Genomic DNA, 24,328 nt, shown 5'->3' with positions numbered 1-24,328 from the left:
CCTTTCATCATCTTCACCGGCCGGGGACGTGAGGAGGTCGCAATCGAGGCGCTGAACAACGGTGCCGACTTCTACCTCCAGAAGGGCGGGAACCCGAAGACACAGTTTGCCGAGCTTGCAAACGCGGTGCGACAGGTTGCCGGGAGGCGAAGAGCAGAGGTGGCGGTCCGCAGGGGTAAAGAGCTGTTGCATAATGCCGAAAGCATTGCTCACCTCGGCAGCTGGGAGTTCGACCACAGGACCGGGCGGCTGACCTGGTCGGACGAGACCTACCGCATCTCCGGCCTTGACCCCGCAGAACCTGCGCCGACCTATGAGGCGTTCCTCTCGATGGTCCACCCGGATGATCGAACCCGGGTCAATACCGCGTACTCCGCCTCGATCGCGGACGGGAGGGACGCATTCGAGGTCGAGCACCGTCTCCTTCGCGGCGATACCGGAGAGGTCCGGTACGTCGTCGAGCGGTGCGAGCACCAGCGGGACGAATCCGGCAGGGTCTTCCGCTCCATCGGGATGGTGCATGACATCACGGACCGCAAACTCACCGAACTCGAACTGCTCTCGCAGCACGAGGAACTGCAGGCGGCCTACGAGCAGCTGGCCGCCGTCGAGGAGGAGCTCCGGTCGAGTTTTGACGACCTTGCCGGGAGCCAGCACCGGCTTCTGGAGAGCAAGGAACACTACCGCCAGATCTCCGAGAGCATCTCCGACGTCGTCTACTCGTGTGCCCTCGAGCATTCGGGCGAGTACACCATCGACTGGATTGCCGGAGCAGTGCATGAGATCACCGGGTATACAAACGGCGAGATCCTCGCGATGCGGTGCTGGAAGGCTATCATCCTCCCGGACGACATGCCCGTCTTTGAGCGCGAGATCTTCTGGCTCTCCCCGGGGACATCGTCGTTCTTTGAGATCCGGATCGTCCGCCGGGATGGTCCGGTCCGGTGGCTCCGTGTCTCGGCCAACTGTACCGACACCACGAACGGCGAGATAAGGTTGTATGGCGGGTGGCAGGACATCACGGACCAGAAGGAGGCCGAAGAGGCGTTGCGGGAGAGCGAGCTGCATTTCCGCACCCTTGCAGACAGCGGCCAGGCCCTGATCTGGACGTCCGGGCTGGACGCAAAATGCGACTACTTCAACGAGCCGTGGCTTGCCTTCACCGGCCGGACGCTCGAGCAGGAGACCGGCGACGGCTGGGTCGAGGGGGTGCACCCGGACGATCTCACGCGATGCGTCGAGACCTACATGGGTGCCTTTGCCCGCCGCGAGCGGTTCAGCATGACCTACCGCCTGCGGCGACACGACGGTGAGTACCGCTGGATCCAGGACGACGGCTCCCCCCGGTATGACACCCACGGCAACTTCCTCGGCTATATCGGGCACTGCCTGGACGTTACCGAGCAGAGACGGGTGGAGGAGGCGCTGCGGGAGACTGCGGAGAAGATGGAGAGCATCTTCCGCGCCGCCCCCACCGGCATCGGGATGGTGGTTGACGGGCTCATTACGGAAGTCAACGGACGGCTCTGCGAGATCGTCGGCTACACCCGCGGCGAACTCATCGGCCAGCCCGTAGAATTGCTCTACCCGGATGAAGGGGAGTACGAGTCTGCCATGCAGGTGGTGTATGCAGAGATCACGAAGGCCGGGACGTGCACCCTTGAGACCCGGTCCCTCCGCAAGGACGGCGGGATCATCTATGTTCTGCTCTCCATAACACCACTCGATCCGGCGGACTTCTCCCGGGGCGTGACGTTCACCGCCCAGGATATCACCGTGCGTAGAGCAATGGAGCGGGAGATCGAGTATCATGCCGGGGAACTTGCCCGGCAGACGAACAGCCTCGCGGTCGCGAACAAAAAGCTCAACCTGATGAGCAGCATCACCCGGCATGATATCCTGAACCAGCTGACGATCCTCCTCGGGAATCTCTCGTTTGCAGAGGAGGCCGTCCAGGAGCCCGAGGTCTCGGAGTACCTTGCCCGGGTGCAGAGTGCCGCCGACCGGATACACCGCCAGATCGAGTTCACCCGGGACTACACGGATCTCGGCGTCAGATCGCCGGAGTGGCAGCGAATATCCGATGCAATCCAGACGGCGGCACTTCATGGGTTACCCATCGACGACGAAGCCGGGGATCTCGTGGTCTACACGGATCCAATGCTCTCTACGGTCTTTGCCAACCTGATGGACAACACGATCCGGCACGGGGAGTCGGCGACCCGGGTCCGCGTCCGGTATCGGCCGGAGGAGAACGGGGACCTCACCCTTGTCTGGGAGGATGACGGCACCGGGATTCCTGCTGAGGAGAAGGAGCGGATCTTTTACCGTGGGTTCGGGAAGAACACGGGGCTTGGACTCTTTTTGATCCGGGAGATCCTCGAGATCACCGGGATCGGCATCACCGAGACCGGAGAGTCCGGGAAGGGAGCGCGGTTTGAGATGCGCGTGCCCCGCGGGGGATACAGAATCCTGGAGTAAAGAGGTTGCGTCTCAGATCGTCCGCACCTCCCCGGAGCCGGGCCTTCTTCCCGGGTATCGCCTGCCGTACCGGGATTTAGCCTGGAGCGCCCCTCGCTTGCCGGCGTCGGCGGCAGGGACGGTTCGCTCACTCTACCCGTTCCAGGGCCAGAGCCCCCAGGTATGCCATGGTCTGGAGGATGTCCTTATTCTCCGGCGTAAGCACCTCCTCCGGGTCCCTGAACGCGAACGCCAGGACGCCGAACGTAACCCCGGATGCCTTCATCGGAACGTAGTGTCCTATGCCCATCGGGAGGGTATCGGTGCCTCTCCCCGCTGTCCGGCCGTTCTCGAAGGCCCACCGGGCAATCGTCCGCTCTTTTGGGGTGAGCGGATAACCGGGGTCCCCGACGTTCACGAAGAGCCCCCCCGTATCCGGCGTGAGAACGGCAAATGCTCCCTCGCCGAACTGCTTCATGTGTCGATAGAGCGTATCGAAGATCTCCTGGCGGTGTGCGACGTTCACCAGATCGCGGGAGAGGACGGTGACGGCCTCAACCGTTGCCTCGCTCCTCCGTATCTGCGGGAGCAGGTAGCGGAGCCTTGTTGCGAGACCGCTGATGATGAACGCAATGACCACGTATCCCACAAATGAGATGAAATACTCCCAGTCGGTGATTGTAAGCGTGTAGTAGGGAACCACAAAAACGAAGTCGAAGATCAGGATGCTTACGATAGCGGTGATGATCGCTGTGCCCCGGCGGAACAAGAGCGCTGCCGCCACCACCGGAATCAACTGGATGATGAGCATGTTTGACGAACTGATGACATTTCGCAGGAAGTAATTCATAATCGTCACAAGCGCGATGAGTATTGCGCTGACGACGAGATCTGAGTTCACAAATTGCGGCAGTTGCCTGTGGATTGGGATGCTTACCGCCGCTTTCGGTTCGTAGAGGAAGATATCGATCCCCTTTGACCGGACCATGATGCGGTATACGGGAGAGTAGAAGATGTCCAGTCCGCGGGGTTTACCGAGCATGATCATGGTGACGTTGTGCTGCCGGGCATACCGGATCAGCTCCCCCGGAACGTCCCCTCCGCGGTAACGGACGATCCGCCCCCCGAGGTTCCTTGCCGTCTCCATCGCGTCGTTGAGCCACCGCCGTTCCCGGTCCGTGAGGTTCTGCTCGCTCTCGGTCCCGATGGAGATCACGATCCAGTCCGCACGGAACCTGTCCGCAAGGCGGTATGCCGCACGAACCATCTGGTCCGCCGTCGGGCCGGGGCGTATCCCCACGAGAAGCCGTTCCCCGGCAGGCCACGGGCCCGGGATGGCCCTTGCCCGCATGCAGGTGAGCATCTGGCGGTCGGTGACCTGCGCCATAAACCGGAGAGCGATCTGCCGGAGCGCCAGGAGATTCTCGACGCTGAAGAATCGCCGGACGGCCTGTTCGGCCATATCCCGGACATAGACCTTCCCGGCGCGGAGGCGGATCCGGAGTTCCTCCGGCGGGATATCTATCAGGCGAATCTCGTCGGCATCGTAGAAGAACGTGTCCGGGACCGTCTCCGCGACACGGATGCCCGTGATCTGGGCGACGATGTCGTTCTGGCTCTCGATGTGCTGGATGTTGACGGTGGTATAGACCGATATCCCCGCGTGAAGGATCTCCTCGATGTCCTGGTAACGTTTTATGTGGCGGCTCCCCGGAGCATCGGTGTGCGCAAGCTCGTCGATGAGGACGATCTGCGGGCGCCGCCTGAGAATCGCGTCGATATCCGGCTCCCGCAGCGTGAGTCCCCGGTAATCGCTGCGAACCGGGGGGATTGCTTCGAGCCTTGCGGCGAGCGCGTTCGTCTCTGCCCTGCCGTGCGTCTCCACATACCCGATCACGACGTCGAGCCCGTCGCCCCGGTGGCTGAGTGCGTCCTCCAGCATCGCGTAGGTCTTCCCGACACCGGCGGCGTAACCCAGGTAGATCGTCAGCTGCCCCTTCCCGGCTCTCTGCTCCGCCCGCTCTGCAACGGCGAGCAGGTCCTCCGGCAGAGGGCGGCCTTCCTCAGCGATCCTTTCTGCCGTGTTCAGTCCCTCCCGTCCAGGCGGTCCAGCTCACGGTTGAGCGAGAGGACATTGATGCAGGGTTCTACGAACGGGGCCGGCAGGCTCTCTGCCCAGGCGAGAACGAGCGCGTGGACTTCGTTCTCCGGGAGACCGCGCGCCTCTGCGACGGCGGGGACCTGCACCAGCGCGGCATCCAGACTGATCGCGGGGTCAAGACCGCTCCCCGAAGCCATGACGAGATCGGACGGGATCGGGCCCTGCACGCCGGCGTTCCGGAGAGCCCTCACCCGGTCCGCGATATGTTCGAGGAGCAGGGGATTTCCGGGCGCAAGGTTCGACCCTCCGGAGGCGGAGGCGTTGTAAGCGGTGATCGGTGTCTCCGAGGGGCGGCCCTGGAAGTAGAACGGTGCGCTGAAGTTCTGGCCGATCAGGTCCGAGCCGATCACCCGGCCCTGGCCGTCGACGACCAGGCTCCCGTGGGCCTGGTACGGAAATGCCGCACCGGCGATGAGCGTCACTGCCAGGGGGTAGGCGAATCCCGTGATGGCGAAGAGGACGAGGAAGAGGAGCAGACCGCTTGTTACTGCCTGTCGTATCGCCGTCATGGGTATACTCTCTACAGAACTCCGGCGATCAGGAGGTCGAGCGCTTTGATGCCGATGAACGGGGCGGCGAGGCCCCCGATCCCGAAGATGATCAGGTTGTAGGCAAAGAGCCTCGATGCCGGCATCGGTTTGAACCGCACTCCGGCAAGCGCGACCGGTATCAGGAGCGGGATGACCAGGGCGTTGAAGATGACCGCGGAGAGGATGGCCGACTGCGGGGTGGCGAGGTCCATGATGTTCAGGACGGCGAGCTGCGGGTAGATCCCGACCAGTGCAGCCGGGATGATGGCGAAGTACTTGGCGATGTCGTTTGCTATGGAGAACGTGGTGAGGGCTCCGCGGGTCATCAGGATCTCTTTGCCAATCTCGACGATATCCAGCAGTTTGGTGGGATCGCTGTCCAGATCGATGATATTGGCCGCTTCCCGCGCCGGCTGGGTCCCGTTGTTCATGGCCACCGCCACATCGGCCTGGGCGAGGGCGGGCGCATCGTTGGTCCCGTCGCCGGTCATGGCGACCATGTAGCCCTCGTCCTGCGTCTCGCGGATCAGCCTCAACTTGTCGTCCGGCTTCGCCTCGGCAAGGTAGTCGTCCACACCCGCTTCCGCTGCGATTGCAGCCGCGGTGAGCGGGTTGTCGCCCGTGATCATGACCGTCCGTATCCCGATCCGGCGAAGGTCGGCAAACCGTTCCCGGATGCCGGTCTTTAAGATATCCTTGAGGAAGATCACGCCGAGGACCGTCTCGTTCTCGGCCACCACGAGCGGCGTGCCTCCTGCCGATGCAATCCCGTTCACTTTCGTCGCCAGGTCCGGGGGCACCGTTCCTCCGCGTTCGGGGACGAGCCTCGTGATCGCGTCGGCGGCTCCCTTCAGGTACAACGTCTCGCCGCACTCGGCGCCGCTCACCCGGGTGGCGGCCGAGAACGGGATGAACCGTGCACCCGGGGGGCAGGCCGGTGCGGTGCCGGTCTTCTCCCGGACAAGGGCAAGGATGCTCCTCCCTTCCGGCGTCTCATCGGCGTACGAGGAGAGAAGGGAGGCCTGCATCAGTTCGTCCCGGGACTGCCCTTCCACCGGGACGAACTCCGTCGCCTGGCGGTTTCCAAGGGTGATCGTCCCGGTCTTGTCGAGGAGCAGGACGTTGACGTCGCCTGCCGCCTCGATCGCCCGGCCGGAGAGTGCGACGATGTTGCGCTGGAAGAGCCGGTCCATGCCGGCGATCCCGATCGCCGGGAGGAGTGCCGCGATGGTCGTCGGGGCCAGGCAGACGAAGAGTGCGACCAGCACCGTGAGGCTCGCAGGAGCGCCTGAACCGGTGAACGAGGCGCTGTAGGCGGATACCGGGTGAATGTTGCCGACGACTGCCAGGAAGACGGCGGTCAGCGCCAGGAGCAGGATCTCGAGCGCGACCTCGTTGGGCGTCTTGCGCCGTTCGGCCCCCTCGACCATGGCGATCATGCGGTCGAGGAAGGTCCGGCCGGGCTCCGTGGTTACCCGGACGATGATCTCGTTTGCAAGCACCGTTGTCCCCCCCGTCACCGCGCTGCGGTCCCCTCCCGCCTCGCGCACCACCGGCGCGGACTCTCCGGTGATGGCCGCTTCGTTGACGAGGGCGGCTCCCCTGACCACCTCCCCGTCGCCGGGGATAATCTCGCTTTCCCTCACCAGGACGAGGTCGCCCGGCCGGAGGTCGGAGGAGGCGACCTCGTTTGCCGGGGCATCGAACGTCTCTCTCTCGAGGCGGCGTGCGGGCACGCTGGTGCGGGACTGCCGGAGCGACGCCGCCCGCGCCTTTCCCCTCCCCTCGGAGAGGGATTCAGCGAAGTTAGAGAAGAGCACCGTCAGCCAGAGCCAGAGGGAGACGAGGCCGGTGAATAACGACTGTTCTCCGGTGGCGGCCGAGAGGCCGACGAAGAACCCTGCCGTCGTGACGATCCCCCCTACCTCCACCGCCAGCATCACGGGGTTCTCGATCTGCCTGCGCGGGTCCAGCTTGAGCACGCTCCCGACTAGTGCTTTGCGGATGAGACCCGGTTCGAAGGCCCCGAACCGGGGGTACCGCTTCCTGGCCATCGGGCTACCCGCCTCCGAAGAGCAGCAGGTGGTCGGCGATCGGCCCCATGGCGAAGAGAGGGAAGAACGTGAGCGCCCCGACGATCAGGATCACCAGGATCGTCCAGACGGTGAACGTTGCCGACGCGGTTGCCAGGGTCCCGGGTCCCGGTGGGACGGTCTTCTTCTGCGCTATCGACCCGGCGAGGGCGAGCATCGCGACCGCCGGGACAAACCGCCCGATGGCCATCGCCGCGGCGCCGGTGAGCGCATAAAAAATCCCTGAAGCGTCGAACCCGGCAAACGCGCTCCCGTTGTTGTTGGACATGGAGGCAAACGTGTAGACGAGTTCGGAGAGGCCGTGCGGACCCGGGTTGTGCATCGCTTCGGCCGTGCCGGGGAGGAGCAGCGCGATCCCCGTGAGGATGAGGACGAGGACGCCCGGCACCAGGACCGTGAGAACGGCCATGCGCATCTCCCGGACCTCGATCTTCTTTCCGAGATACTCGGGGGATCTCCCGATCATCAGCCCGGCGATGAAGACGGCGAGCACGATAAAACCGATAAAGGTATAGAACCCCGATCCCACTCCGCCGAAGACGACTTCGCCGAGCAGGATCAGGAGCATCGGTACCATGCCTGCAATCGGCATGAAGGAGTCGAACATGGCGTTGACCGCCCCGCAGGACGTCGCGGTGGTGGAGGCGGCAAAGAGGGCGGTGCCGCCGAGCCCGAAACGGGCCTCTTTTCCCTCCATCGAGACCCCGGTCACGTCGAACTGCTCCATGAGCGGGTTGCCGCCCAGTTCCGCAACATAGAGCGTGCCGAGGGCGGGGAGGTAGATCGCGAGCATGACGATGTAGATGGCCCATCCCTGCCGCATCGACCCCGCCATCCGCCCGAAGGCAAAGGGCAGCGAGACCGGGATCAGGAGGATCAGGAAGATCTCTACGAGGTTGGCGAACGGTGTCGGGTTCTCGTAGGGGTGGGCGGAGTTGGCATTGAAGAACCCGCCCCCGTTCGTGCCGAACTCCTTGACGGCCTCCTGGGAGGCGACAGGCCCCATGGCGATCGTCTGCGGTCCGGCCGGGCCGTACCCCGCGGCATGCACGTAGGGGTCGACGTTCTGGATGACCCCCTGCGAGACGAGCAGGAGGGCGGCGGCGAATGCAACCGGGAGGAGGATGTAGAGGACGCACCGGGTCACGTCCACCCGGAAGTTGCCGATCCGGTCGGTCGACCGGCGGGTGACTCCCCGCATCACCGCGACGGCGATGCAGATCCCGGTGGCGGCCGAGAGGAAGTTCTGGACCGTGAAGCCGGCCATCTGGGTCAGGTAACTCGCGGAGACCTCCCCTGCGTAGATCTGGTAGTTGGTGTTGGTGACGAAGCTTGCCGCCGTATGGACTGCCGTGCCGGGGTCGAATGCACCGCAGCCTTCCGGGTTCAGCGGCAGGTAACCCTGCAGCAGGAGAAGCGCGAGGAGAGCGATAAACCCGATGCCGTTGAAGATGAGCATCTCCCGTGCGTATCCCTTCCAGTCATCCTCCTCGCCGGCGGACGTGCCGATGAAGCGAAAGAGCCGGGCCTCCAGCGCTCCGGGGATGCCGCGGGAGTAGTCCCCGGAGAACACGTGCGCCATATACCGGCCAAAGAGCACTCCCGTGATGGTGACTGCTGTGAAGAACGCGATGAAGAGTGACCCGTCGAGGAGCGGTGCAGGTTGTGCCATTGCGGACCGCCGATTTCTATCTGCTCGGAAGGATATTCCTATTACTATAAAAGTAACTCCTTCGCGCAACGGCATCCCCCGTGGCAGGATGTCTCGTCCTCTCCCTGCTCGACCATCGGGTCCCGACGGCGGCGGGATCGGTGAAGGGTTATGTTGCTTTCCTCAGCGTAAACCGGAACACCGCCGTATCTCTCCACCAGTCCGGACGGTGAAGCGGCCGAGACTTTCGCCCTGCACCGCTCGAACCGGTGGAAGATCCGGAACATAGCTCCCCTGTCGACGGCCTCTGCACCGCTCCGATTGCCGTTGCGGTTCTCCCTCCCGGCAATCCGATCCCTACATTCATTACCTGCCGGTTCGAGACTCTATCATGAGTCGTTCTCACATTCCACTCCCCGCCGTCCTCGTGGTCCTCGCCGCGGTCTTCGCCTGCGGCTGCACGAGCCAGGAGACCGTGCTCTCCGGCGAGGAGGCGGCAGAGGTGCTTGCCTACGCCGACCCGGTCGCCGATAACGTCATGCAGGGCTTCAACGAGGGCAACTACACGATGTATTCCCGCGACTTCGGCCCGGAGATGAAGCAGGCCCTGGACGAGGCCGCGTTTGAGCGGAACCGTGAGTCGGTCACGTCCCGGATCGGGCTCTATGAATCCCGAAGGGAGCCCGCCGTCACGGAGACCGGTGAGTTCATCGCCGTGACCTACAAGGCGGCATTCGAGCGGGAGGACGGGGTGGCTCTCCGGTTCGTCTTCAAGCAGGGCGATGAGTCGCACCAGCTCTACGGCCTCTGGTTCAACTCGCCGATGCTGCGCAGTTAAAGCGTTCCATCAGAAAAATGAACCTCCGGGGAGGTCCTGGGCTCTTCTTGCAACGGCCCGTATCAGGCCGGCACCTGCTCCTTCTTCTCCCGGTCCCAGTGGCGGTGCTGCGCAATGGCCGTCTTGAACTGGTCGGCAAACGAGGTCACGTTCCCCCGGCTCCCGCAGGTCACGACCCCCATCTCGGCGACGGCCTCTCCCCCGGAGCCGGCATCGACAAAGGCGACCCCCTTGATCCCCGACGCCTTCAGAAGGTCGATGCCTTCTCCTATCGCACCGATCGGCTTGCAGTGTTTGAAGGCCTCGTTGACGAAGTGGATAGCATAACCCTGGTTCTTCAGGGTCTCCACGTGCTTCCCGCCCGGGATGTAGACGGCGTCGTAGACGACGGAGGTGGTGGTGACGTAACTCTTGTCGACCTCCATCTCCCTGCCGTCGGCGGATTTGACCGTGCCGAGGAACTGCGAGATGATCTGCGGGTGAGCCCCACCTTCTTTCAGTGCCTGCTTGACCTGCATCACCTCGTCGTGGTTATACCCCTCCATGGCGAGGATCGCAACCTTCCTGCTCTTGACGGTGTCCTTGACGGTCCTCTCCTGGCTGAGGTTCGGGGATTTCTTCGTCCCGGAGGACGCGCCCTTCTCCGCGGGGGGCGGCACCCCGATCCCTTCGGCGATCCGTATCGCAAGGTCGCCGTCGACGTTGTTGATGAGGTCCACCACCCTTTTGCGGACCCCGAAGTCCGAGACCTTCCCGAGCTCGAAGTGGAAGGCCTTGACGATATGCTCCTTCTCCGGATCCGACATGCTGTTCCAGAAGAGTTTCGCCTGGCTGAAGAAGTCGTTGAACTTCTCGCTCCGGGCCCGGATCTTCTTTCCCTCGATCTTCTCCTGGTAGTGGGCAAAGCCCCCCTCCTTCACCGATGCCGGGCGGGGCTTGTTCTCGCCGAGCGCGTTCGGGAAGTAACTCGCCTCGCCCCTGTTGATCGTCATCCGGTGGTAGCCCTCGCGCTGGTTGTTCGCGACGGGCGCGAGCGGCCGGTTGATCGGGATCTCCTGGAAGTTCGGGCCCCCCAGGCGTATCAACTGGGTGTCGAGATAGGAGAAGAGCCGGCCCTGGAGGAGCGGGTCGTTGGAGAAGTCAATGCCCGGCACGATGTTCGCCGGGCAGAAGGCGACCTGCTCGGTCTCCGCGAAGAAGTTGTCCGGGTTTTTGTTCAGGGTCATCTTCCCGATCCACCGGATCGGCACCTCCTCCTCGGGCCAGAGTTTCGTCGCGTCCAGGATGTCGAAGTCGAAGTTCTGCTCGTCCGCCTCCTCGATCATCTGCACCCCGAACTCGAACTCCGGGTAGTCGCCCATCTCGATCGCCTCCCAGAGGTCGCGGCGGTTGAAGTCCGGGTCTTTGCCGGCGATCTTCTGCGTCTCGTCCCAGACGAGCGAGTGGACGCCGAGCAGCGGCCGCCAGTGGAACTTGACGAACCGTGCCTTCCCCCCGGCGTTGACGAACCGGAAGGTGTTGACTCCGAAGCCCTCCATCATCCGGTAACTCCGCGGGAGCGCACGGTCCGAGAGGACCCACATGATCATATGCGTGATCTCAGGGAGGTTCCCGACAAAGTCCCAGAAGGTGTCGTGTGCGGCGGAGGCCTGCGGCATCTGGTGGTGCTGCTCCGGCTTGATGGAGTGGACGAGGTCGGGGAACTTGATCGCGTCCACGATGAAGAAGACCGGCATGTTGTTGCCGACGATGTCGTAGTTCCCTTCTTCCGTGTAGAACTTCGTCGCGAACCCCCTGACATCCCTGACCGTATCGGCAGAGCCCCGAAAGCCGACGACGGTCGAGAACCGGACGAAGACCGGCGTCTTCTTCTCCGGGTCCTGCAGGAACGCCGCTCGCGTATACTCGGTCATCGGTTCGTAGACCTGGAAATACCCGTGAGCGCCCGATCCCCGGGCGTGGACGACCCGCTCGGGGATCCGCTCGTGGTCGAAGTGCGTCAGCTTCTCGCGGAAGTGAAAGTCCTCCAGAAGCGTCGGCCCCCGCTCCCCCGCCTTGAGCGAGTCGTCGGTATGGCTCACCCGCACCCCCTGGTTCGTCGTCAGGTACTCGCGCTCCGGGTCCTCGCGGACCTTATCGAGCTGCTCCTGTTTGCTCTTTTCATCCACCGTCCTTTTCTCATCCATACTCTCTCACCTGCAACCCTCGTGCCCCGGCCGATCGTACCGCTGATCCCCCGGCGTGCCCCCACATCCCGGTGGGTCATCATAAAAGTAACTGCACGCCGGAGGCAGGCGTGCAGAGCGGTTGCTTTACCCGAATTTCCCTGAAAAACCGGTTTCTCCGGTAAGACTGCCGTCTTCCCCGGGTATTCCCGACCACGGCCGGCCCGGACCCTCCTCCCGGCACGGCCGTGGTGGGCAGCGGGAGAGAGGTGTCTGCACGTCCAGCCGGGCGCTCTCCCCCGCTCGCTCACGGTATCGGTGCTCCTGGAGGAGACCTCTCTTGCGCGACAGAACGGTTAACGTATCGTACCTCCCTACATTGCGCCCTGGTGACAGTGGGACCCATGGATGTCTCGCGGGTATCAAGCAGTCGCCGATCCCCGTCTCTGTCGCGAGTGTGGAGAATAATATGGCAGAAATGGTGCCGCACGGCGGAATTCAGGCGAGCAGGCTCTCGCGAACGCTGAATACGGGAGATGCCATCTTCATCGGACTCGGCTCCATGATCGGGGCCGGGATCTTCACGGCTCTTGCACCGGCGGCGGCTGCAGCCGGGGCAGGGCTGGTTCTTGGCCTCGCGATTGCGGCCACTGTGGCGTACTTCAATGCCAGTTCTTCGGCACAGCTCGCCCGTCTGTATCCCGCTTCGGGTGGCACCTATGTGTATGCCGGAGAACGGTTGAACGAGTTCTGGGCCTGGGTCGCGGGCTGGGGTTTCGTCGTCGGCAAGTTCGCGAGCTGCTCTGCGGTCGCGCTCACCTTCGGCTACTACCTGATCCCGGAGTATGCGCGGTATCTTGCCGCAGGGGCGGTGATCGCATTCACGGTGCTGAATTTCTTCGGGATTCAAAAGACCGCCGGCGCCACGAAGATCATCGTCTCGGTAGTTCTGCTCTCCCTGGCCGTGATCGTTCTCCTCCTGCTTGTCGGCGAGCCGGCGCTCAGCAACCTGCGCCCGGTCCTGGGCCCGAACGGCGTATATGGGATCTTACAGTCTGCCGGAATCTGGTTCTTTGCGTTTGCCGGATACTCGAGAATCGCTACCCTGGGCGAAGAAGTCAAAGACCCGAAGACGTCTATCCCATGGGCAATCATACTGGGCCTGAGCGTCACCCTGGTCGTTTATGCCGCCGTCGCCATCTCGGCGTTGCTCCTTGTCGGGCCCGATCTGCTCTCCCGCTCCGATGCACCCCTGGTGACGGCGCTCGCCGGGGCAGGTTTTGGCCAGTGGCAGTGGATCGTCAGAATCGGTTCGACCTTTGCGACGCTCGGGGTGCTGCTCTCTCTGATGGCGGGCATCAGCCGGATGCTCTTTGCCATGGCGGCTGACCATGACATGCCTTCATACCTCGCCCGGGTTCACCCGATACACAGGGTTCCGCACCTCTCTGAAGCGACGGTCGGCGTAATCCTGGTTGTGGTGGTGATGCTCGTCGATCTCCGTGCGGCAGTTGGGTTCAGTTCCTTCACCGTGCTGCTGTACTATGCGGTCACGAACCTCTCTGCATACACCCTAACTGAGCAGGAGAGGTTGTATGGGCGATCCCTCGCGGTACCTGGCCTTCTGGGCTGTCTCGTGCTTGCGTTTACGCTGCCGGCAACAGCCGTCGGCATCGGGAGTGCCGTCATGCTGGCAGGCATACTGGTTTATCTCATCCGGAGGCGGCGCAGCCCGTGACAGAGACCCGACCGTCAATCCTGGTTCGGGTCGTACGTCGGGATGCCACCCTTTGATCCGGGTAGCGGACGCGAACCTCGTTGAGACCGGCCTGGTCCTGGATGCCGGGCAAGTTCTACCGCCTCCCTCACCCCCCCGGCAGTTATTGCGACGAAGATGCGTGTACGGCATCAGCAGGGTACGTATTGCGAAGTGCTCGGAGCGATCTCTTTTTGGTCGCAGAGATCCACTAAAAAACAAGTCTTATGGCAGATAGACCGACGATCATCTACTTAAACAACGCCGCCACAACCTGGCCGAAGCCCCCGGAGGTGCTGGAGGCCGTCAGGCAATCGCTTGTCCTCCCTGTTTTCGGGTCGGGAAGGACCACCGGCAGCCAGGGTGAGGACTACATCTCACTGGCACGGGAGGCGCTCTCAGGTCTCCTTGCCGCAGGTCCGCCGGAGCACGTAATCTTCACCCAGAACGCGACCGACTCCTTAAATGTCCTCATCCAGGGTTTTCTTGCCGCCAATGGGGATGGCTGCCATGTTATCACGACCGAACTCGACCACAACTCGGTTCTCCGGCCGCTTCACGAGCTCGAGCGGCAGGGCCGTATCCAGCTGACGGTCCTCCCCTTCGAGGACGGCGCCGTCCGCCCCGATACGGTTGAACCGGCCATCACGCCCGAGACCCGGCTCATGGTCACGGCCCACGGGAGCAACGTGCTCGGGTCGGTGCAGGACGTCTCCCGCATCGGCGAAGTCCTGTACGACCACGGCATCTTCTTCATCGTCGACGGGGCCCAGACTGCCGGCCACATCCCTATCAACCTCCGGGACCTCCCGGTCGATGCCTACGTCTTCACCGGCCATAAAGGCTTCTTCGGCATCCCCGGTACCGGCGGATTCTACCTGCGAGACCCGGACTCGATCGCCCCCGTCCGCTACGGGGGGACCGGGACGGACTCCTTCTTGCTCTACCAGCCCCACGAGATGCCGGAGCGGTTCGAGTCCGGGACCCACAACTACCCCGGCCTTGCGGCTCTCGCGGCCGGGGTGAACTATGTCGCGTCGGTAGGGGTGAACGCCATCGCAGAGAAGGCAGAGCGCCAGATGGCGTTTCTCGTCGGGGAGTTGAAGGAAGAACCAAACATCACGATCTACAACGAGTCCCCCCTCCTTCCAATCGTCTCGTTCAACATCCATGGGATGGAGAACGACGACGTGGGATTTATCCTGGCCCGGGCCTACGGGATCGTCGCCCGCACGGGGCTGCACTGTGCGCCCCTCGTTCATCGGGCGATTGACGGGGGGACTGGCTCTGTACGGCTCAGTCTCTCCTGGTTCACCACGGACGAAGAGTGCCGGATTGCCGCACGAGCAGTAAAGGAGATTGCACAACATGCGAATTCTTCGTTCGGTTCGCCATAAATCCTGTGCCGACGGCTCGTTCATGAAGGAGTTCCTCCTCAGTGACCCGGTCCCGGCGGGGTTCTTTGCCTACCTCGGGAACTTCGGGGAGGTTGAAGCGCTCCCCAACCTCGGCGAGGGCTTCTACAGGTTCGAGAAGCCCGATTGGTTCTCCATCAGGGGCCTTGCCGGGGATACTACCGTTGAGGTCAGGTTCAAAAAGGAGGTCATGCACCTGACGGTGGACTTCCTCCATCTCCTTTTCTCCTCCTACCGCGAGGAAGGAACGGATCTCCGGGTGCTGAGGCGGAGGGAGCAGGGGGTCGGGAAACGGGTGAAAGAACACCTGTATGGACATTAACGGGGGAAAAATGCCCGAAGACGTATTCGAACGATTCGCCGAAGAATACGATCGCTGGTTTGAGGAGCATCAGGCCGGGTACCGCGCGGAACTCGCCCGGATCCGGCGCCTCTTCCCTCGCCCGGACTCTCGTGCCCTCGAGGTGGGCGTCGGGTCCGGGCGGTTTGCCGCACCCCTCGGTGTCCCGCTCGGGCTTGAGCCCTCGCGAGCCCTCGGCCGGATGGCGCGGGGACGGGGGGTTGAGGTCATCCGCGGGCGGGCGGAATCGATCCCGCTCCGGGGCGGGTCATGCTCGTCAGTCTTGATGGTGACGGTTATCTGTTTCCTTGACGACCCGGTTCCGGCATTCCAGGAGATCCGCCGGATCCTCGTCCCGCAGGGGACCCTCGTGATCGGGTTTCTCGAGCGCGAGGGGGAGGTTGCACAAAAATACCTGCACGAGAAGGGAAAGCACCGGTTCCTCTCCCGCGCCCGGTTGTATTCGTCGGGTGAGGTTCAAGGGTTTCTCAGGCACACCGGACTTCGCGTCATAGCGATCGACTCGATGGCCGGGTTCTCCGTTATCGCTGCACGGAACGACCGGTAGGAGACTCGCCCCCCCCGTTGCCGGCCTCACGGCTGTGGCGGCTGCGCTCCGCTCCGTGCTTCTCTCATGCCTTCTTCAGGGTAAACCGGAACGCTGCTCCTTCCCCGGGGGTGCCCGGCACCCGGTCGTCGGCCCAGACCCGTCCTCCGTAGCGCTCCACCAGGATCTGCACGAGGTAGAGTCCGAGCCCTTCCCCGACCCCGCGTTTTTGCTGTTCGTATCGGTGGAAGATTGCTTTTTTGTCCTCATCCGGCACGCCCCGACCGGTATCCTCCACCGAGATCCGGACTTCGTCGTCGCACTCTTCAACCCGGATCGCGATCCTGACATCAGGGCCGCCGTGCTTGATGGCATTGCCGATGAGGTTGTTGAAGACCTCGGGGAGCAGGTCGTCTGCCAGGACCTGATGACAGGCCCCGTTATGGTAGATGGCGCCGGTGGGGAACCCCTCGATCGCTCCCCGGATTGCCACGTCTAGATCGGTCTCTTTGAGATCCGGTGAAGCCTCATATATCCGGCGGATCGTGGAGACGGTGCCCAGGATCTCGATGCTTTTGCGGACGCTGCGCTGCAGTTTCTTAACGTATCCGGCTGCTTCTCCCTCCAGGGATTCGATCAAGAGGTCGGCATAGAGGTTCGAGACGTTCTCGGTGTTGCCGATATCATGCGTCAGGATGTCCAGGTAGAGGTTCGCCTCCCGATTCGCGGTCTCCAGTTCGCGGTGAAGCCGGGTGAGTTCTTCAGTATGATGTCTGAGCGCTTCCTGTACACGTTTGCGCTCAGTGACATCCGTGAGGATGGCAATGGCTCCGACGACGGCACCGGCGGCATCGCGGATAGGAGCTGCTGACGTGTCCACCCAGAGCGGTTCCCGGTTCAGGCGGGTAACCATCACCTCTTCTCCCTGCACGGTCTCGCCGTGCAACGCCCGGTAGTAGGGGGTCGCTTCGAGAGGAAGCGGCGTCCCATCCTCCCGCAGGACCCCAAAGACGGCCTGCCGCTCCTCGAAATGAACTGGATCCAGAGATACCGACGCTCTGTCGATCATCTTACGCACCGCTTCGTTCATCCGAACGATAGTCCCGGTGGTATTGTAGATGATGACGCCCGATGCGATCGATGCAAGCGTCGCATCCAGTTCGGTGGCTCTCAAATGCTCTCGTTCCATGACGGCACGGAGTTTCGCCTCGGCCTGCTTCTGCTCGGTGATGTCGGTGAAACTCTCGAGCGCATGCGTTACCCGGCCGGATGCATCTTTCACCGGCTGGGCCACAATGCCGAACCAGCGCCCACGGTGCGGGATATACTTCTCTATCCTCGTGACCTCGCCCGTCGCAAAGGCGGTCCGGGCTGCACAGACCTCGCACGGTTCGCTCATGCCCTCGAATAGACGGTAGCATTTCTGCCCGACGGGCTCATATTCAGGGAAAAATTCCCGGGTCTTCTGGTTGAGCCACACGATCGTCATGTCCGGTTCGACAAGGGACTGCCCCGTATCGAGCGCGGACAGGATGGCACCTACCTCTTCCTTCTCCCTGCGCAGCGCCTCCTCGCCTCTCCTGCGTTCGGTCTCGGCCAGCCTGAGCTCTGCATTCTCCCGTCGAAGAGCATCGATCTCTGCCTGGAGTTCGCTGATCCGCTCTTCGACGAGTCGTTCGGTCTTTGCAGGGCTGTCCTGTCGAACCTCATCCTGTCCGACGGGATCAGACCTTGTCCGTGAGGCTTCTGGGGGCGCTGGCATCTGACCCGGGGGCTCCTATATCGAGCACTAACAATGAGTTTTCCATAGGCAGTAATAACGGTAGCGCTCGGGAACTACGCAGGATCTTCTGGGGTATGGTGGAAAAACGCCTTTATACCAACACTGGGCCGGGGGTTATGAAGTATCGTTAACCGGGAACGTGTCACGCGAGATGATGGAGCAGACCGACGAATGACCGGCGGATTCTCTCGCTCCCGGTTGATTCGGGAGAGCCTCTCCCTCTACTGCCAAAACAGGTCCGCGATCAGATCGGCGGAGCCGGCGTCGACGCCGAGACTATGATGGATGCGCTCCCGGGAGGGTGCGGATGGAGCGGCTGGCCGAGGTGGTGATGCACGGGCGCATGGGCCCGTCGCTCATGGCGACGCATGTCTTTAAGGGCGTTGATAACCCGGAGGAGGCTCTTCTCCTGATGAAGGATAAGAGCCGGGGGACCTGATCAAATCGGTCGTCATCGTGAAGCAGTAGTTCTTCGAATCATCTCCCTTTTTGGACTCGCCGCCCGCGGCCGTCCCGGACGTGCCTACTGCTTCCCCGAGACTTTTGCGATCACGCCATCCAGGTGCTGCCGGTAGAGCGCCTGCGGGTCGAGTTCCGCGAGCCCTTCCGGTGTCCTGACGACCACCCTGCCGATGCCGGCATTCACCAGCATCTTCGAGCACATCAGGCAGGGCGGGTCGTACGAGGGCGCTCCCGTCAGGCGCTCGAACCCGGCCAGGTACATCGTACAGCCTGCCGCGGCCCGTCCCGCCTGCAGGAGCGCGTTCATCTCCGCGTGCACCGAGCGGCAGAACTCGTAGCGTTCGCCGGAGGGGATGTTGTACTGCCTGCGTATGCAGGTGTTCAGCTCATCGCAGTGCGCCTCCCCCCGCGGCGCACCGTTGTGCCCGGTAGAGACGATCTCTCCTGCGGAATTGACCACGACCGCCCCGTAGCACCGCCGGATGCAGGTCGACCGCCGGGCGGTCTCGATCGCGATGTTCATGTACCATTCGGTCCGTGAGGCGCGAGGCGGTACGGCCGGCGCACCGGAAGAGGCGGTATTCCGGTCCGTCATGGCCGCTTCTCCTCCGGGGGCAGGGGTCGGCCCACTCGGGTCTTCGCTCATGATAGATCTTCCACAGTATGGGATTAAAAAGAGGTGTTTTATGTCGAAGGGATGGTTGTTCGCTAAGGGTTTTCAACGCGGTTTGAAGGGGGCCAGGAGATCTCCTGCCATCAGTGTGGCGCCGTCCCCGCCGAACACGACCCCTCGGCGTTCCGACCCGCAAATTAATCACCCCCCGGTTCGACTCTGTATGATGAACCTCCCTCGGGTATCGTCGCTTGCCGTTCTGGTCATCCTTGTCGGGGTCTCTGCATGCGGCTGCATGAGCCAGGAGACCGTGGTATCCGATGAGGAGAAGGCGCGGGTGCTTGAATATGCGGACCCGATCGCCGACAACGTCCTTTTAGGCTTCGATGAAGGCAAGTATACGGTGTACCGCGAATTCGTCACATCCAGGTTAGGGTTCTATGTCTCCAGAGATAACCCCGTCGTTACGGAGAGGGGCGAGTATATCACCGTAACCTACAGGGCGAACTTCGAGCGGGAGGATGGGGTGAGTCTCCGGCTCGTCTTCCGGAAGGGCGACGAGTCGCACCAGCTCTCCGGGCTCTGGTTCTACTCCCCGATGCTGCGTAGTTGAGGCGCTTCACCGGCAGAACTGCGGATGATCGGGACCTACAAGGAGGGCGTTCCCGCCGTGCCCCGCTATCCGCCGGTGTCATCATCCTCAGGCTTCTTGAAGCAGAGGAAGCGGTGCCGGCATCGGACAAGGTCGCGGTCGGCCAGGAGCTGCATCAGCCCGGCCGTCAGGCTCTCGCCCGCGAGGCTCAGAGAAACGATCGAGGAAGCCAGGGACGAGAACGGGTCCGGCAGGCCCCGGCGTCTTGCGGCGTCGCGGACGGCGACGAACGGCCAGTAGAGGGGCGATGCGCTCGAGACCGCGCTCACCTTCATCGCCATGCCGCATCCCTCAAAGAGCGACCGGTACTGCTCCAGCCTCCGGTACACTGCCGCCCCGCTGAAATCGCCCTCGTGCTCCTTGAACTCCGGCTCATTCTTCGCGATCATCTCGATGAGCGTGACATACCCCCCCGGCCGGACAACACGGCAGATCTCCTCTACGGTGCGTGCGAGTTCGTCGTCGTCGACGATATACCGCAGGACCCAGACGGCATTGACGAGGTCGAACACGCCGTCCTCGAAGGCCAGCGGCATGCCGTCGAGGGCATGGTGCTCGGCGTTCTGGATGCCCGCCTCGTCCGCCGCCTGCCGTGCCGCTTCCACCATCTTCGGCGAGAGGTCCACCCCGACGACGCGGTGCACCTGCGGGGCGAACCAGAGCGTCCACCGGCCGACGCCGCACCCGTAGTCGAGCACGGAGTAGTGCGGCTCGAGCCTCACCGCCCTTGAGACGAGGCGCTTCTGGCTGCCGTCGATGTAGGCGTTGTTCAGGTCGTCGACGCTGATCACCGCCCTGAGCGGATGGCGGTGGTGCCGTGCATTCACCTCGTCCCAGGCGTCGCGTTGATAGTCCGAATCGTGCGTGAACTCACCCCGCTTGACTCACTCTTGAATCTCAGGCGAGTATTTAGTGTTTTCGTTATGGGGTGCGGCTCTGTGAGGGGGCTCAGTATACACCCTCGCCCGTCACGAGAACGCCCCTCACCGGGTAAGTGCCGTTGCACGGCCCCCTGAACTCGTGGGATATCCTCTCGAAATAGGTGTTATACTGCCAGCCGAGAACCCACCACTCGTTTCTCCCGTGAAACTCCGATGTGATGGTGAGAACATTCCCTTCGGCCGCATCGAACGAGAGGATTACCGGCACCTCGATGATATACCCGGACGCCCCGGGGCCCAGATAGTAATACTCGTCGTCGGACCTGCTGACGGTGCCGACGACCCGGTACGGCATAAAGAGGGGTTCGGCCCCTACCGGGGTTCTGGTCTCGATCTCGTGGCCGGGGTCGGTATCGAGCATGGAGAGTTCCATATCGACGAGCACCGGCGTCTCTGCCGAATACCTGTCGGAGTAGATATGGGTCGGCTCCGGGAGTTCGGACTCGTTCTGCCCCGGCATGATCGCTATCGGCTCGATGCGGTTTTTGTAGATGGGAGCGAGCCGGTCGGCCGAGATGTTCAGCATGGGAATCCCGTCGACATCCTCGATCCGTACCGAGATATCGCTCCTGTCGAAGTTGCGGAAATAGGCGCGAGAGAGGTTGACGGGAGTCACGTTTGTCCCGGAGTCCGGATCGTAGCGGGACGGGAGGGGGAGCAGGAGGACCGCATTCTCAATGGGGCCCGACGTGGAGATCTTCAGTTCATAACTGTAGGAGGACTGAAAACTCTCTTCCGCGGACCGGTCCAGAGACCCCATGACCAGCGCTATGAAGCCGAACAGGAGTGCGGCGAGGACGACTGCCACGACGAGCACCACCTTCAGCGCCTTTGATAGATTTACCATCGCCTATCAGGGTGTCAGGGAGTTGCTGGTATTATGCCCTTCGATTCTCTCCGGGCCCGTCTCCGCCCCACAACTATATATGCCATGGCCGGTGTCGGGAGCCCGCAGAAGAGGAGGTTTTCATGTCCTACATCACCGTTGGTAAGGAGAATTCGGGCACCATCGACCTCTACTACGAGGACCACGGCAGGGGCGAGCCGGTCGTCCTGGTTCACGGCTGGCCGCTCTCGAGCAAGTCCTGGGAGAAGCAGGTGCCGGTATTGCTTGATGCGGGCTACCGCGTCGTCGCCTACGACCGGAGGGGGTTTGGGAACTCAAGCCGGCCGGCCACCGGCTACGACTACGATACCCTGGCAGAAGACCTGCACAAGATCATGACGGAACTCGACCTCGCCGACGCCACGCTCGTCGGGTTCTCGATGGGCGGGGGCGAGGTCGCCCGTTATCTCGGCACCTACGGGAGCGATCGCGTGGAGCGGGCGGTCTTCATATCCGCGATCCCGCCGTTCCTCTTAAAGACGGCCGACAACCCCGAAGGCGTCGAGGGCAGCACCTTCGACGGGATCATGGAGAGCATCGCCGCCGACCGCCCGGCGTTCCTCTCCGGGTTCCTCTCGGACTTCTACAACGTCGACGTCTATGGGGGCGACCGGGTGAGCGACGAGGTTGTCCGCCTCAGCTGGAATGTAGCGGCCGCCGCCTCTCCTGTGGGCACACTCGACAGCGTCTCTGCGTGGCTGACCGACTTCCGGGGCGACCTTGCGAGCATCGACGTGCCGGTCCTCGTCATCCACGGCGATGCAGACCGGATCGTCCCCCTCGCCGCCTCGGGGAAGCGCACCCACGAACTGGTCAGGGGGAGCCGTCTCGTGGTGGTCGAGGGCGGGCCGCACGGGATCACCTGGACCCATGCCGACAGGGTCAACCGGGAGCTGCTGGACTTCCTCGGGGAGAAGGCCCAGCCGATGGAACCGGTTGCCGGGCTCTCCTGAACGGGCGGGAGGGGTTCCTCCCCCTCACCCAACCGGGACCAGCCCGGCGTTCTTGCCGGTGATGCACCGGCCCCCGCCGCGGGTGACCACGAAGGTGTTCTCGATCCCGACCATCCCGACGCCCCGGACCCCCTTCTTGGGCTCGAGGGCAAAGACCATCCCTTCTTCGAGCGGCTCATCGAACCCTCTCGCGATCGCAGGCGCCTCGTCCACGGCGAGGCCGATCCCGTGGCCCAGGAACTGCGCCCGCCGGCCTCCGTAGCCCATGAAGTTCTCGAGGAACGCGGGCTCCAGGCCGCCGAGTATCGTCTCGTAGATCTCGGAGGGCCGGAGTCCTGGCCGGAGCATCGCGGCCGTTCTATCCTGCACCTCCACGCACCGGTAATGGGCCTCTGCCGCCTCTTCGGGGACCGATCCCCAGAACATATACGTCACGGTCTTGTCGGTGTGGTAGCCCTGCACCCCACAGGCGCAGTCGACAAAGACCAGATCTCCGCTCTGAAGTTTCCGGTCGTGGCTGCCGAGGACCGGGGCGCCGGGGGCCGCTCCCCGGCACCCGCCCGGCCCGTCGAAACTGGTCGGGTAGAGGGAGTTCTCCCCGAAACCGAGCTGGCCGAGGATCATCTCCGTCCCGAACCTACCGAACCGGGCGATGCCATGATGCCCTTCCCGGACCATGCGGGCAAAGACCTCGCCGCCGAGCTCGGCCTCGCTCATCCCCTCGCGGAGCATTGCGGGGACGACGTCCTCGAGGACGTGCCGGTGGATCTTCCCCGCCCGCTCCATGAGAGAGAGTTCGTAAGCGCTCTTCTTCGCCCGGACCACCGTTGCCTGCGCATCGAGCGACCTCGTCTCGCGGAAGGGGAAGTACTTCCGGAACCGCTCGAGCAGCGCGAGGGGCACCGTCTCCGTCTCCACGTGGACCGTCGCCGGGCACGCCCCCATCCCGGCCGCGGCGTCGCGGAAACTCTTCATCGGCCGGATATCGGGGAAGAACGACTCGTCGAGCGCCCTCTCAAGGCTCCTGCGCACCCAGAGCACGGCCTCGCCGTTTTTGGGGACGAGGAGAACGCCGTCCTGCATCGTCCCGGTGAGGTAGAACTGGTTCACCCTGCCAAAGATAGCAGAAAACTCCCACGACGGGTCTTCCGTGTCCATGCGGAGCCGGAACCGCTCCATGCGGTCCCGGAGTTCGGAGGCAGGGGTCTTTCGCTCCATACCCATGATCTCTGCGGCGATGCTATTAACTATGACCGGACGGGCCCGGGCGGCTGGATGCCGCTCCGTGCGGGTTTATGCGATCGCACGGCGCACGCATACCTATCATGGATACTCCCTTTATCTTTACCATGCACGAGAACCTGCCCCGCCAGGGGCCGGGGAGCAATGCCTGTACACGGAAGGCCTTCTCGATGCTTACCGATCTTTCGGCCCAACCGGCGATCCTGGATATCGGGTGCGGGGCCGGGATGCAGACCGTCGAACTCGCCCGGATCTGTCCCGGCTGCCGCATCACCGCCACCGACGTCCACCAGCCCTACCTCGATCAACTTGCCGGGAGCGCGGCATCGGCGGGGGTGGGAGACCGGATCACCACGGTCCGCGCCTCGATGGACGACCTGCCGTTCTCCGACGGATCGTTTGACGTCCTCTGGGCGGAGGGCTCGATCTTCATCATGGGGTTCCGGGAAGGGCTCGTCTCGTGGAGGAGGCTCCTCCGGCCGGGCGGCTACCTCTGCCTCACCGAGGCCGCCTGGTTCGTTGAAGAACCCTCGCCGGAGGCGGCGGCGTTCTGGAACGAGTGCTACCCGGCGATAACAACGGTCCCGGCGAACCGCGCGATCGCCGAAGACGCCGGCTACGAGGTCGTCGCGACCTTCCCGCTCCCGGCATCAGCGTGGTGGGACGATTACTACACGCCGATGATCGAACGGCTCGCGGACCTGCGGTCGAAAGTCGCCGGCAACCCTGAAGCGGAAGGCCTCATCGCGTTCGAGGAGCGGGAGATCGCCCTCCACCGGGAACACGGCAGCGAGTACGGCTACGAGTTCTTCATTCTGCGGAAGAGAGCATAGGGAGGCC

20 protein-coding genes are annotated in these 24,328 nt (G+C 63.3%); 10 read left to right on the top strand and 10 right to left on the bottom strand.

What is annotated here, in order from left to right; translation table 11 throughout:
• A partial coding sequence (locus PLN84_RS05215) for a PAS domain S-box protein (RefSeq protein WP_348531958.1) occupies window positions 1-2,481 on the top strand: 2,481 nt, incomplete at its 5' end.
• A gap of 127 nt (window positions 2,482-2,608) precedes the next feature.
• On the opposite strand, the gene PLN84_RS05210 is transcribed toward PLN84_RS05215, so the two are convergent.
• From PLN84_RS05210 to kdpA, 4 genes are read right to left on the bottom strand one after another with little or no spacing between them, the layout of a single operon-like run.
• Window positions 2,609-4,498: a DUF4118 domain-containing protein gene (locus PLN84_RS05210; protein ID WP_348531959.1), complete on the bottom strand. Its 1,890-nt coding sequence runs from the start codon at window positions 4,496-4,498 to the stop codon at window positions 2,609-2,611.
• 47 nt (window positions 4,499-4,545) lie between these two features.
• Window positions 4,546-5,130, bottom strand: a complete 585-nt coding sequence (gene kdpC, locus PLN84_RS05205) for a potassium-transporting ATPase subunit KdpC (RefSeq protein ID WP_292385476.1) — start codon at window positions 5,128-5,130, stop codon at window positions 4,546-4,548.
• 11 nt (window positions 5,131-5,141) lie between these two features.
• Entirely contained in the window at window positions 5,142-7,205 is a 2,064-nt protein-coding gene (gene kdpB / locus PLN84_RS05200) for a potassium-transporting ATPase subunit KdpB (protein WP_292385474.1), read from the bottom strand.
• A 4-nt stretch (window positions 7,206-7,209) separates the two neighbouring features.
• Entirely contained in the window at window positions 7,210-8,916 is a 1,707-nt protein-coding gene (gene kdpA, locus PLN84_RS05195) for a potassium-transporting ATPase subunit KdpA (protein ID WP_292558668.1), read from the bottom strand.
• Between the two features lie 370 nt (window positions 8,917-9,286).
• Here kdpA and PLN84_RS05190 point away from each other — a divergent pair, with 370 nt between their 5' ends.
• Window positions 9,287-9,733, top strand: coding sequence for a DUF3887 domain-containing protein (locus tag PLN84_RS05190; RefSeq protein WP_292385470.1), 447 nt, complete (start codon window positions 9,287-9,289; stop codon window positions 9,731-9,733).
• A gap of 62 nt (window positions 9,734-9,795) precedes the next feature.
• Here PLN84_RS05190 and PLN84_RS05185 read toward each other — a convergent pair whose 3' ends face one another.
• On the bottom strand, window positions 9,796-11,919 hold the full coding sequence (locus PLN84_RS05185; protein ID WP_292385468.1) for a catalase: 2,124 nt from the start codon (window positions 11,917-11,919) through the stop codon (window positions 9,796-9,798).
• Between the two features lie 448 nt (window positions 11,920-12,367).
• Here PLN84_RS05185 and PLN84_RS05180 point away from each other — a divergent pair, with 448 nt between their 5' ends.
• From PLN84_RS05180 to PLN84_RS05165, 4 genes are all read left to right on the top strand, one after another.
• Window positions 12,368-13,636, top strand: a complete 1,269-nt coding sequence (locus tag PLN84_RS05180) for an amino acid permease (protein WP_292385465.1) — start codon at window positions 12,368-12,370, stop codon at window positions 13,634-13,636.
• Window positions 13,637-13,881: 245 nt separating this feature from the next.
• Window positions 13,882-15,051, top strand: a complete 1,170-nt coding sequence (locus PLN84_RS05175) for an aminotransferase class V-fold PLP-dependent enzyme (protein ID WP_300033085.1) — start codon at window positions 13,882-13,884, stop codon at window positions 15,049-15,051.
• The gene (locus PLN84_RS05170) at window positions 15,023-15,391 is read left to right on the top strand and encodes a hypothetical protein (RefSeq protein ID WP_292385460.1); all 369 of its coding nucleotides are present in this window, start codon (window positions 15,023-15,025) and stop codon (window positions 15,389-15,391) included. Before PLN84_RS05175 ends, PLN84_RS05170 begins: the two co-directional genes overlap by 29 nt.
• A gap of 10 nt (window positions 15,392-15,401) precedes the next feature.
• On the top strand, window positions 15,402-15,977 hold the full coding sequence (locus tag PLN84_RS05165; RefSeq protein ID WP_292385458.1) for a class I SAM-dependent methyltransferase: 576 nt from the start codon (window positions 15,402-15,404) through the stop codon (window positions 15,975-15,977).
• 64 nt (window positions 15,978-16,041) lie between these two features.
• Here PLN84_RS05165 and PLN84_RS05160 read toward each other — a convergent pair whose 3' ends face one another.
• Window positions 16,042-17,718: an ATP-binding protein gene (locus PLN84_RS05160; RefSeq protein WP_292385456.1), complete on the bottom strand. Its 1,677-nt coding sequence runs from the start codon at window positions 17,716-17,718 to the stop codon at window positions 16,042-16,044.
• Between the two features lie 328 nt (window positions 17,719-18,046).
• Here PLN84_RS05160 and PLN84_RS05155 point away from each other — a divergent pair, with 328 nt between their 5' ends.
• Window positions 18,047-18,178: a hypothetical protein gene (locus tag PLN84_RS05155; RefSeq protein ID WP_292385454.1), complete on the top strand. Its 132-nt coding sequence runs from the start codon at window positions 18,047-18,049 to the stop codon at window positions 18,176-18,178.
• 84 nt (window positions 18,179-18,262) lie between these two features.
• Here PLN84_RS05155 and PLN84_RS05150 read toward each other — a convergent pair whose 3' ends face one another.
• Window positions 18,263-18,796: a deaminase gene (locus PLN84_RS05150; RefSeq protein WP_292385452.1), complete on the bottom strand. Its 534-nt coding sequence runs from the start codon at window positions 18,794-18,796 to the stop codon at window positions 18,263-18,265.
• A 241-nt stretch (window positions 18,797-19,037) separates the two neighbouring features.
• On the opposite strand from PLN84_RS05150, the gene PLN84_RS05145 reads away from it, so the two are divergent.
• The gene (locus PLN84_RS05145) at window positions 19,038-19,427 is read left to right on the top strand and encodes a DUF3887 domain-containing protein (protein WP_292385450.1); all 390 of its coding nucleotides are present in this window, start codon (window positions 19,038-19,040) and stop codon (window positions 19,425-19,427) included.
• A gap of 65 nt (window positions 19,428-19,492) precedes the next feature.
• Here PLN84_RS05145 and PLN84_RS05140 read toward each other — a convergent pair whose 3' ends face one another.
• Window positions 19,493-20,293 (bottom strand): class I SAM-dependent methyltransferase, encoded by an 801-nt coding sequence (locus PLN84_RS05140; RefSeq protein ID WP_292385449.1) that lies wholly within the window; start codon window positions 20,291-20,293, stop codon window positions 19,493-19,495.
• A gap of 121 nt (window positions 20,294-20,414) precedes the next feature.
• On the bottom strand, window positions 20,415-21,254 hold the full coding sequence (locus tag PLN84_RS05135) for a hypothetical protein (protein WP_292385448.1): 840 nt from the start codon (window positions 21,252-21,254) through the stop codon (window positions 20,415-20,417).
• 122 nt (window positions 21,255-21,376) lie between these two features.
• Here PLN84_RS05135 and PLN84_RS05130 point away from each other — a divergent pair, with 122 nt between their 5' ends.
• On the top strand, window positions 21,377-22,246 hold the full coding sequence (locus PLN84_RS05130) for an alpha/beta hydrolase (protein ID WP_292385447.1): 870 nt from the start codon (window positions 21,377-21,379) through the stop codon (window positions 22,244-22,246).
• Between the two features lie 24 nt (window positions 22,247-22,270).
• Here PLN84_RS05130 and PLN84_RS05125 read toward each other — a convergent pair whose 3' ends face one another.
• Window positions 22,271-23,464, bottom strand: a complete 1,194-nt coding sequence (locus PLN84_RS05125; protein WP_292385446.1) for a Xaa-Pro peptidase family protein — start codon at window positions 23,462-23,464, stop codon at window positions 22,271-22,273.
• Between the two features lie 107 nt (window positions 23,465-23,571).
• Here PLN84_RS05125 and PLN84_RS05120 point away from each other — a divergent pair, with 107 nt between their 5' ends.
• Window positions 23,572-24,321 (top strand): class I SAM-dependent methyltransferase, encoded by a 750-nt coding sequence (locus PLN84_RS05120; RefSeq protein WP_292385444.1) that lies wholly within the window; start codon window positions 23,572-23,574, stop codon window positions 24,319-24,321.
• The last annotated feature ends 7 nt before the right edge of the window (window positions 24,322-24,328 follow it).

The sequence above is a fragment of the Methanoculleus sp. genome (assembly GCF_035363275.1).
Taxonomy (GTDB): Archaea; Halobacteriota; Methanomicrobia; order Methanomicrobiales; family Methanoculleaceae; genus Methanoculleus.
This window is presented reverse-complemented; position numbering and strand designations above follow the sequence as displayed.

Excerpts from the sequence above, each read along its gene's own strand:
- kdpC (WP_292385476.1), bottom strand. The coding sequence starts at position 5,130 with ATGACGGCGATACGACAGGCAGTAACAAGCGGTCTGCTCCTCTTCCTC.
- kdpB (WP_292385474.1), bottom strand. The coding sequence starts at position 7,205 with ATGGCCAGGAAGCGGTACCCCCGGTTCGGGGCCTTCGAACCGGGTCTC.
- kdpA (WP_292558668.1), bottom strand. The coding sequence starts at position 8,916 with ATGGCACAACCTGCACCGCTCCTCGACGGGTCACTCTTCATCGCGTTC.
- PLN84_RS05190 (WP_292385470.1), top strand. The coding sequence starts at position 9,287 with ATGAGTCGTTCTCACATTCCACTCCCCGCCGTCCTCGTGGTCCTCGCC.
- PLN84_RS05185 (WP_292385468.1), bottom strand. The coding sequence starts at position 11,919 with ATGGATGAGAAAAGGACGGTGGATGAAAAGAGCAAACAGGAGCAGCTC.
- PLN84_RS05180 (WP_292385465.1), top strand. The coding sequence starts at position 12,368 with ATGGCAGAAATGGTGCCGCACGGCGGAATTCAGGCGAGCAGGCTCTCG.
- PLN84_RS05175 (WP_300033085.1), top strand. The coding sequence starts at position 13,882 with ATGGCAGATAGACCGACGATCATCTACTTAAACAACGCCGCCACAACC.
- PLN84_RS05170 (WP_292385460.1), top strand. The coding sequence starts at position 15,023 with ATGCGAATTCTTCGTTCGGTTCGCCATAAATCCTGTGCCGACGGCTCG.
- PLN84_RS05165 (WP_292385458.1), top strand. The coding sequence starts at position 15,402 with ATGCCCGAAGACGTATTCGAACGATTCGCCGAAGAATACGATCGCTGG.
- PLN84_RS05160 (WP_292385456.1), bottom strand. The coding sequence starts at position 17,718 with ATGCCAGCGCCCCCAGAAGCCTCACGGACAAGGTCTGATCCCGTCGGA.
- PLN84_RS05155 (WP_292385454.1), top strand. The coding sequence starts at position 18,047 with ATGGAGCGGCTGGCCGAGGTGGTGATGCACGGGCGCATGGGCCCGTCG.
- PLN84_RS05150 (WP_292385452.1), bottom strand. The coding sequence starts at position 18,796 with ATGACGGACCGGAATACCGCCTCTTCCGGTGCGCCGGCCGTACCGCCT.
- PLN84_RS05145 (WP_292385450.1), top strand. The coding sequence starts at position 19,038 with ATGATGAACCTCCCTCGGGTATCGTCGCTTGCCGTTCTGGTCATCCTT.
- PLN84_RS05135 (WP_292385448.1), bottom strand. The coding sequence starts at position 21,254 with ATGGTAAATCTATCAAAGGCGCTGAAGGTGGTGCTCGTCGTGGCAGTC.
- PLN84_RS05130 (WP_292385447.1), top strand. The coding sequence starts at position 21,377 with ATGTCCTACATCACCGTTGGTAAGGAGAATTCGGGCACCATCGACCTC.
- PLN84_RS05125 (WP_292385446.1), bottom strand. The coding sequence starts at position 23,464 with ATGGAGCGAAAGACCCCTGCCTCCGAACTCCGGGACCGCATGGAGCGG.
- PLN84_RS05120 (WP_292385444.1), top strand. The coding sequence starts at position 23,572 with ATGGATACTCCCTTTATCTTTACCATGCACGAGAACCTGCCCCGCCAG.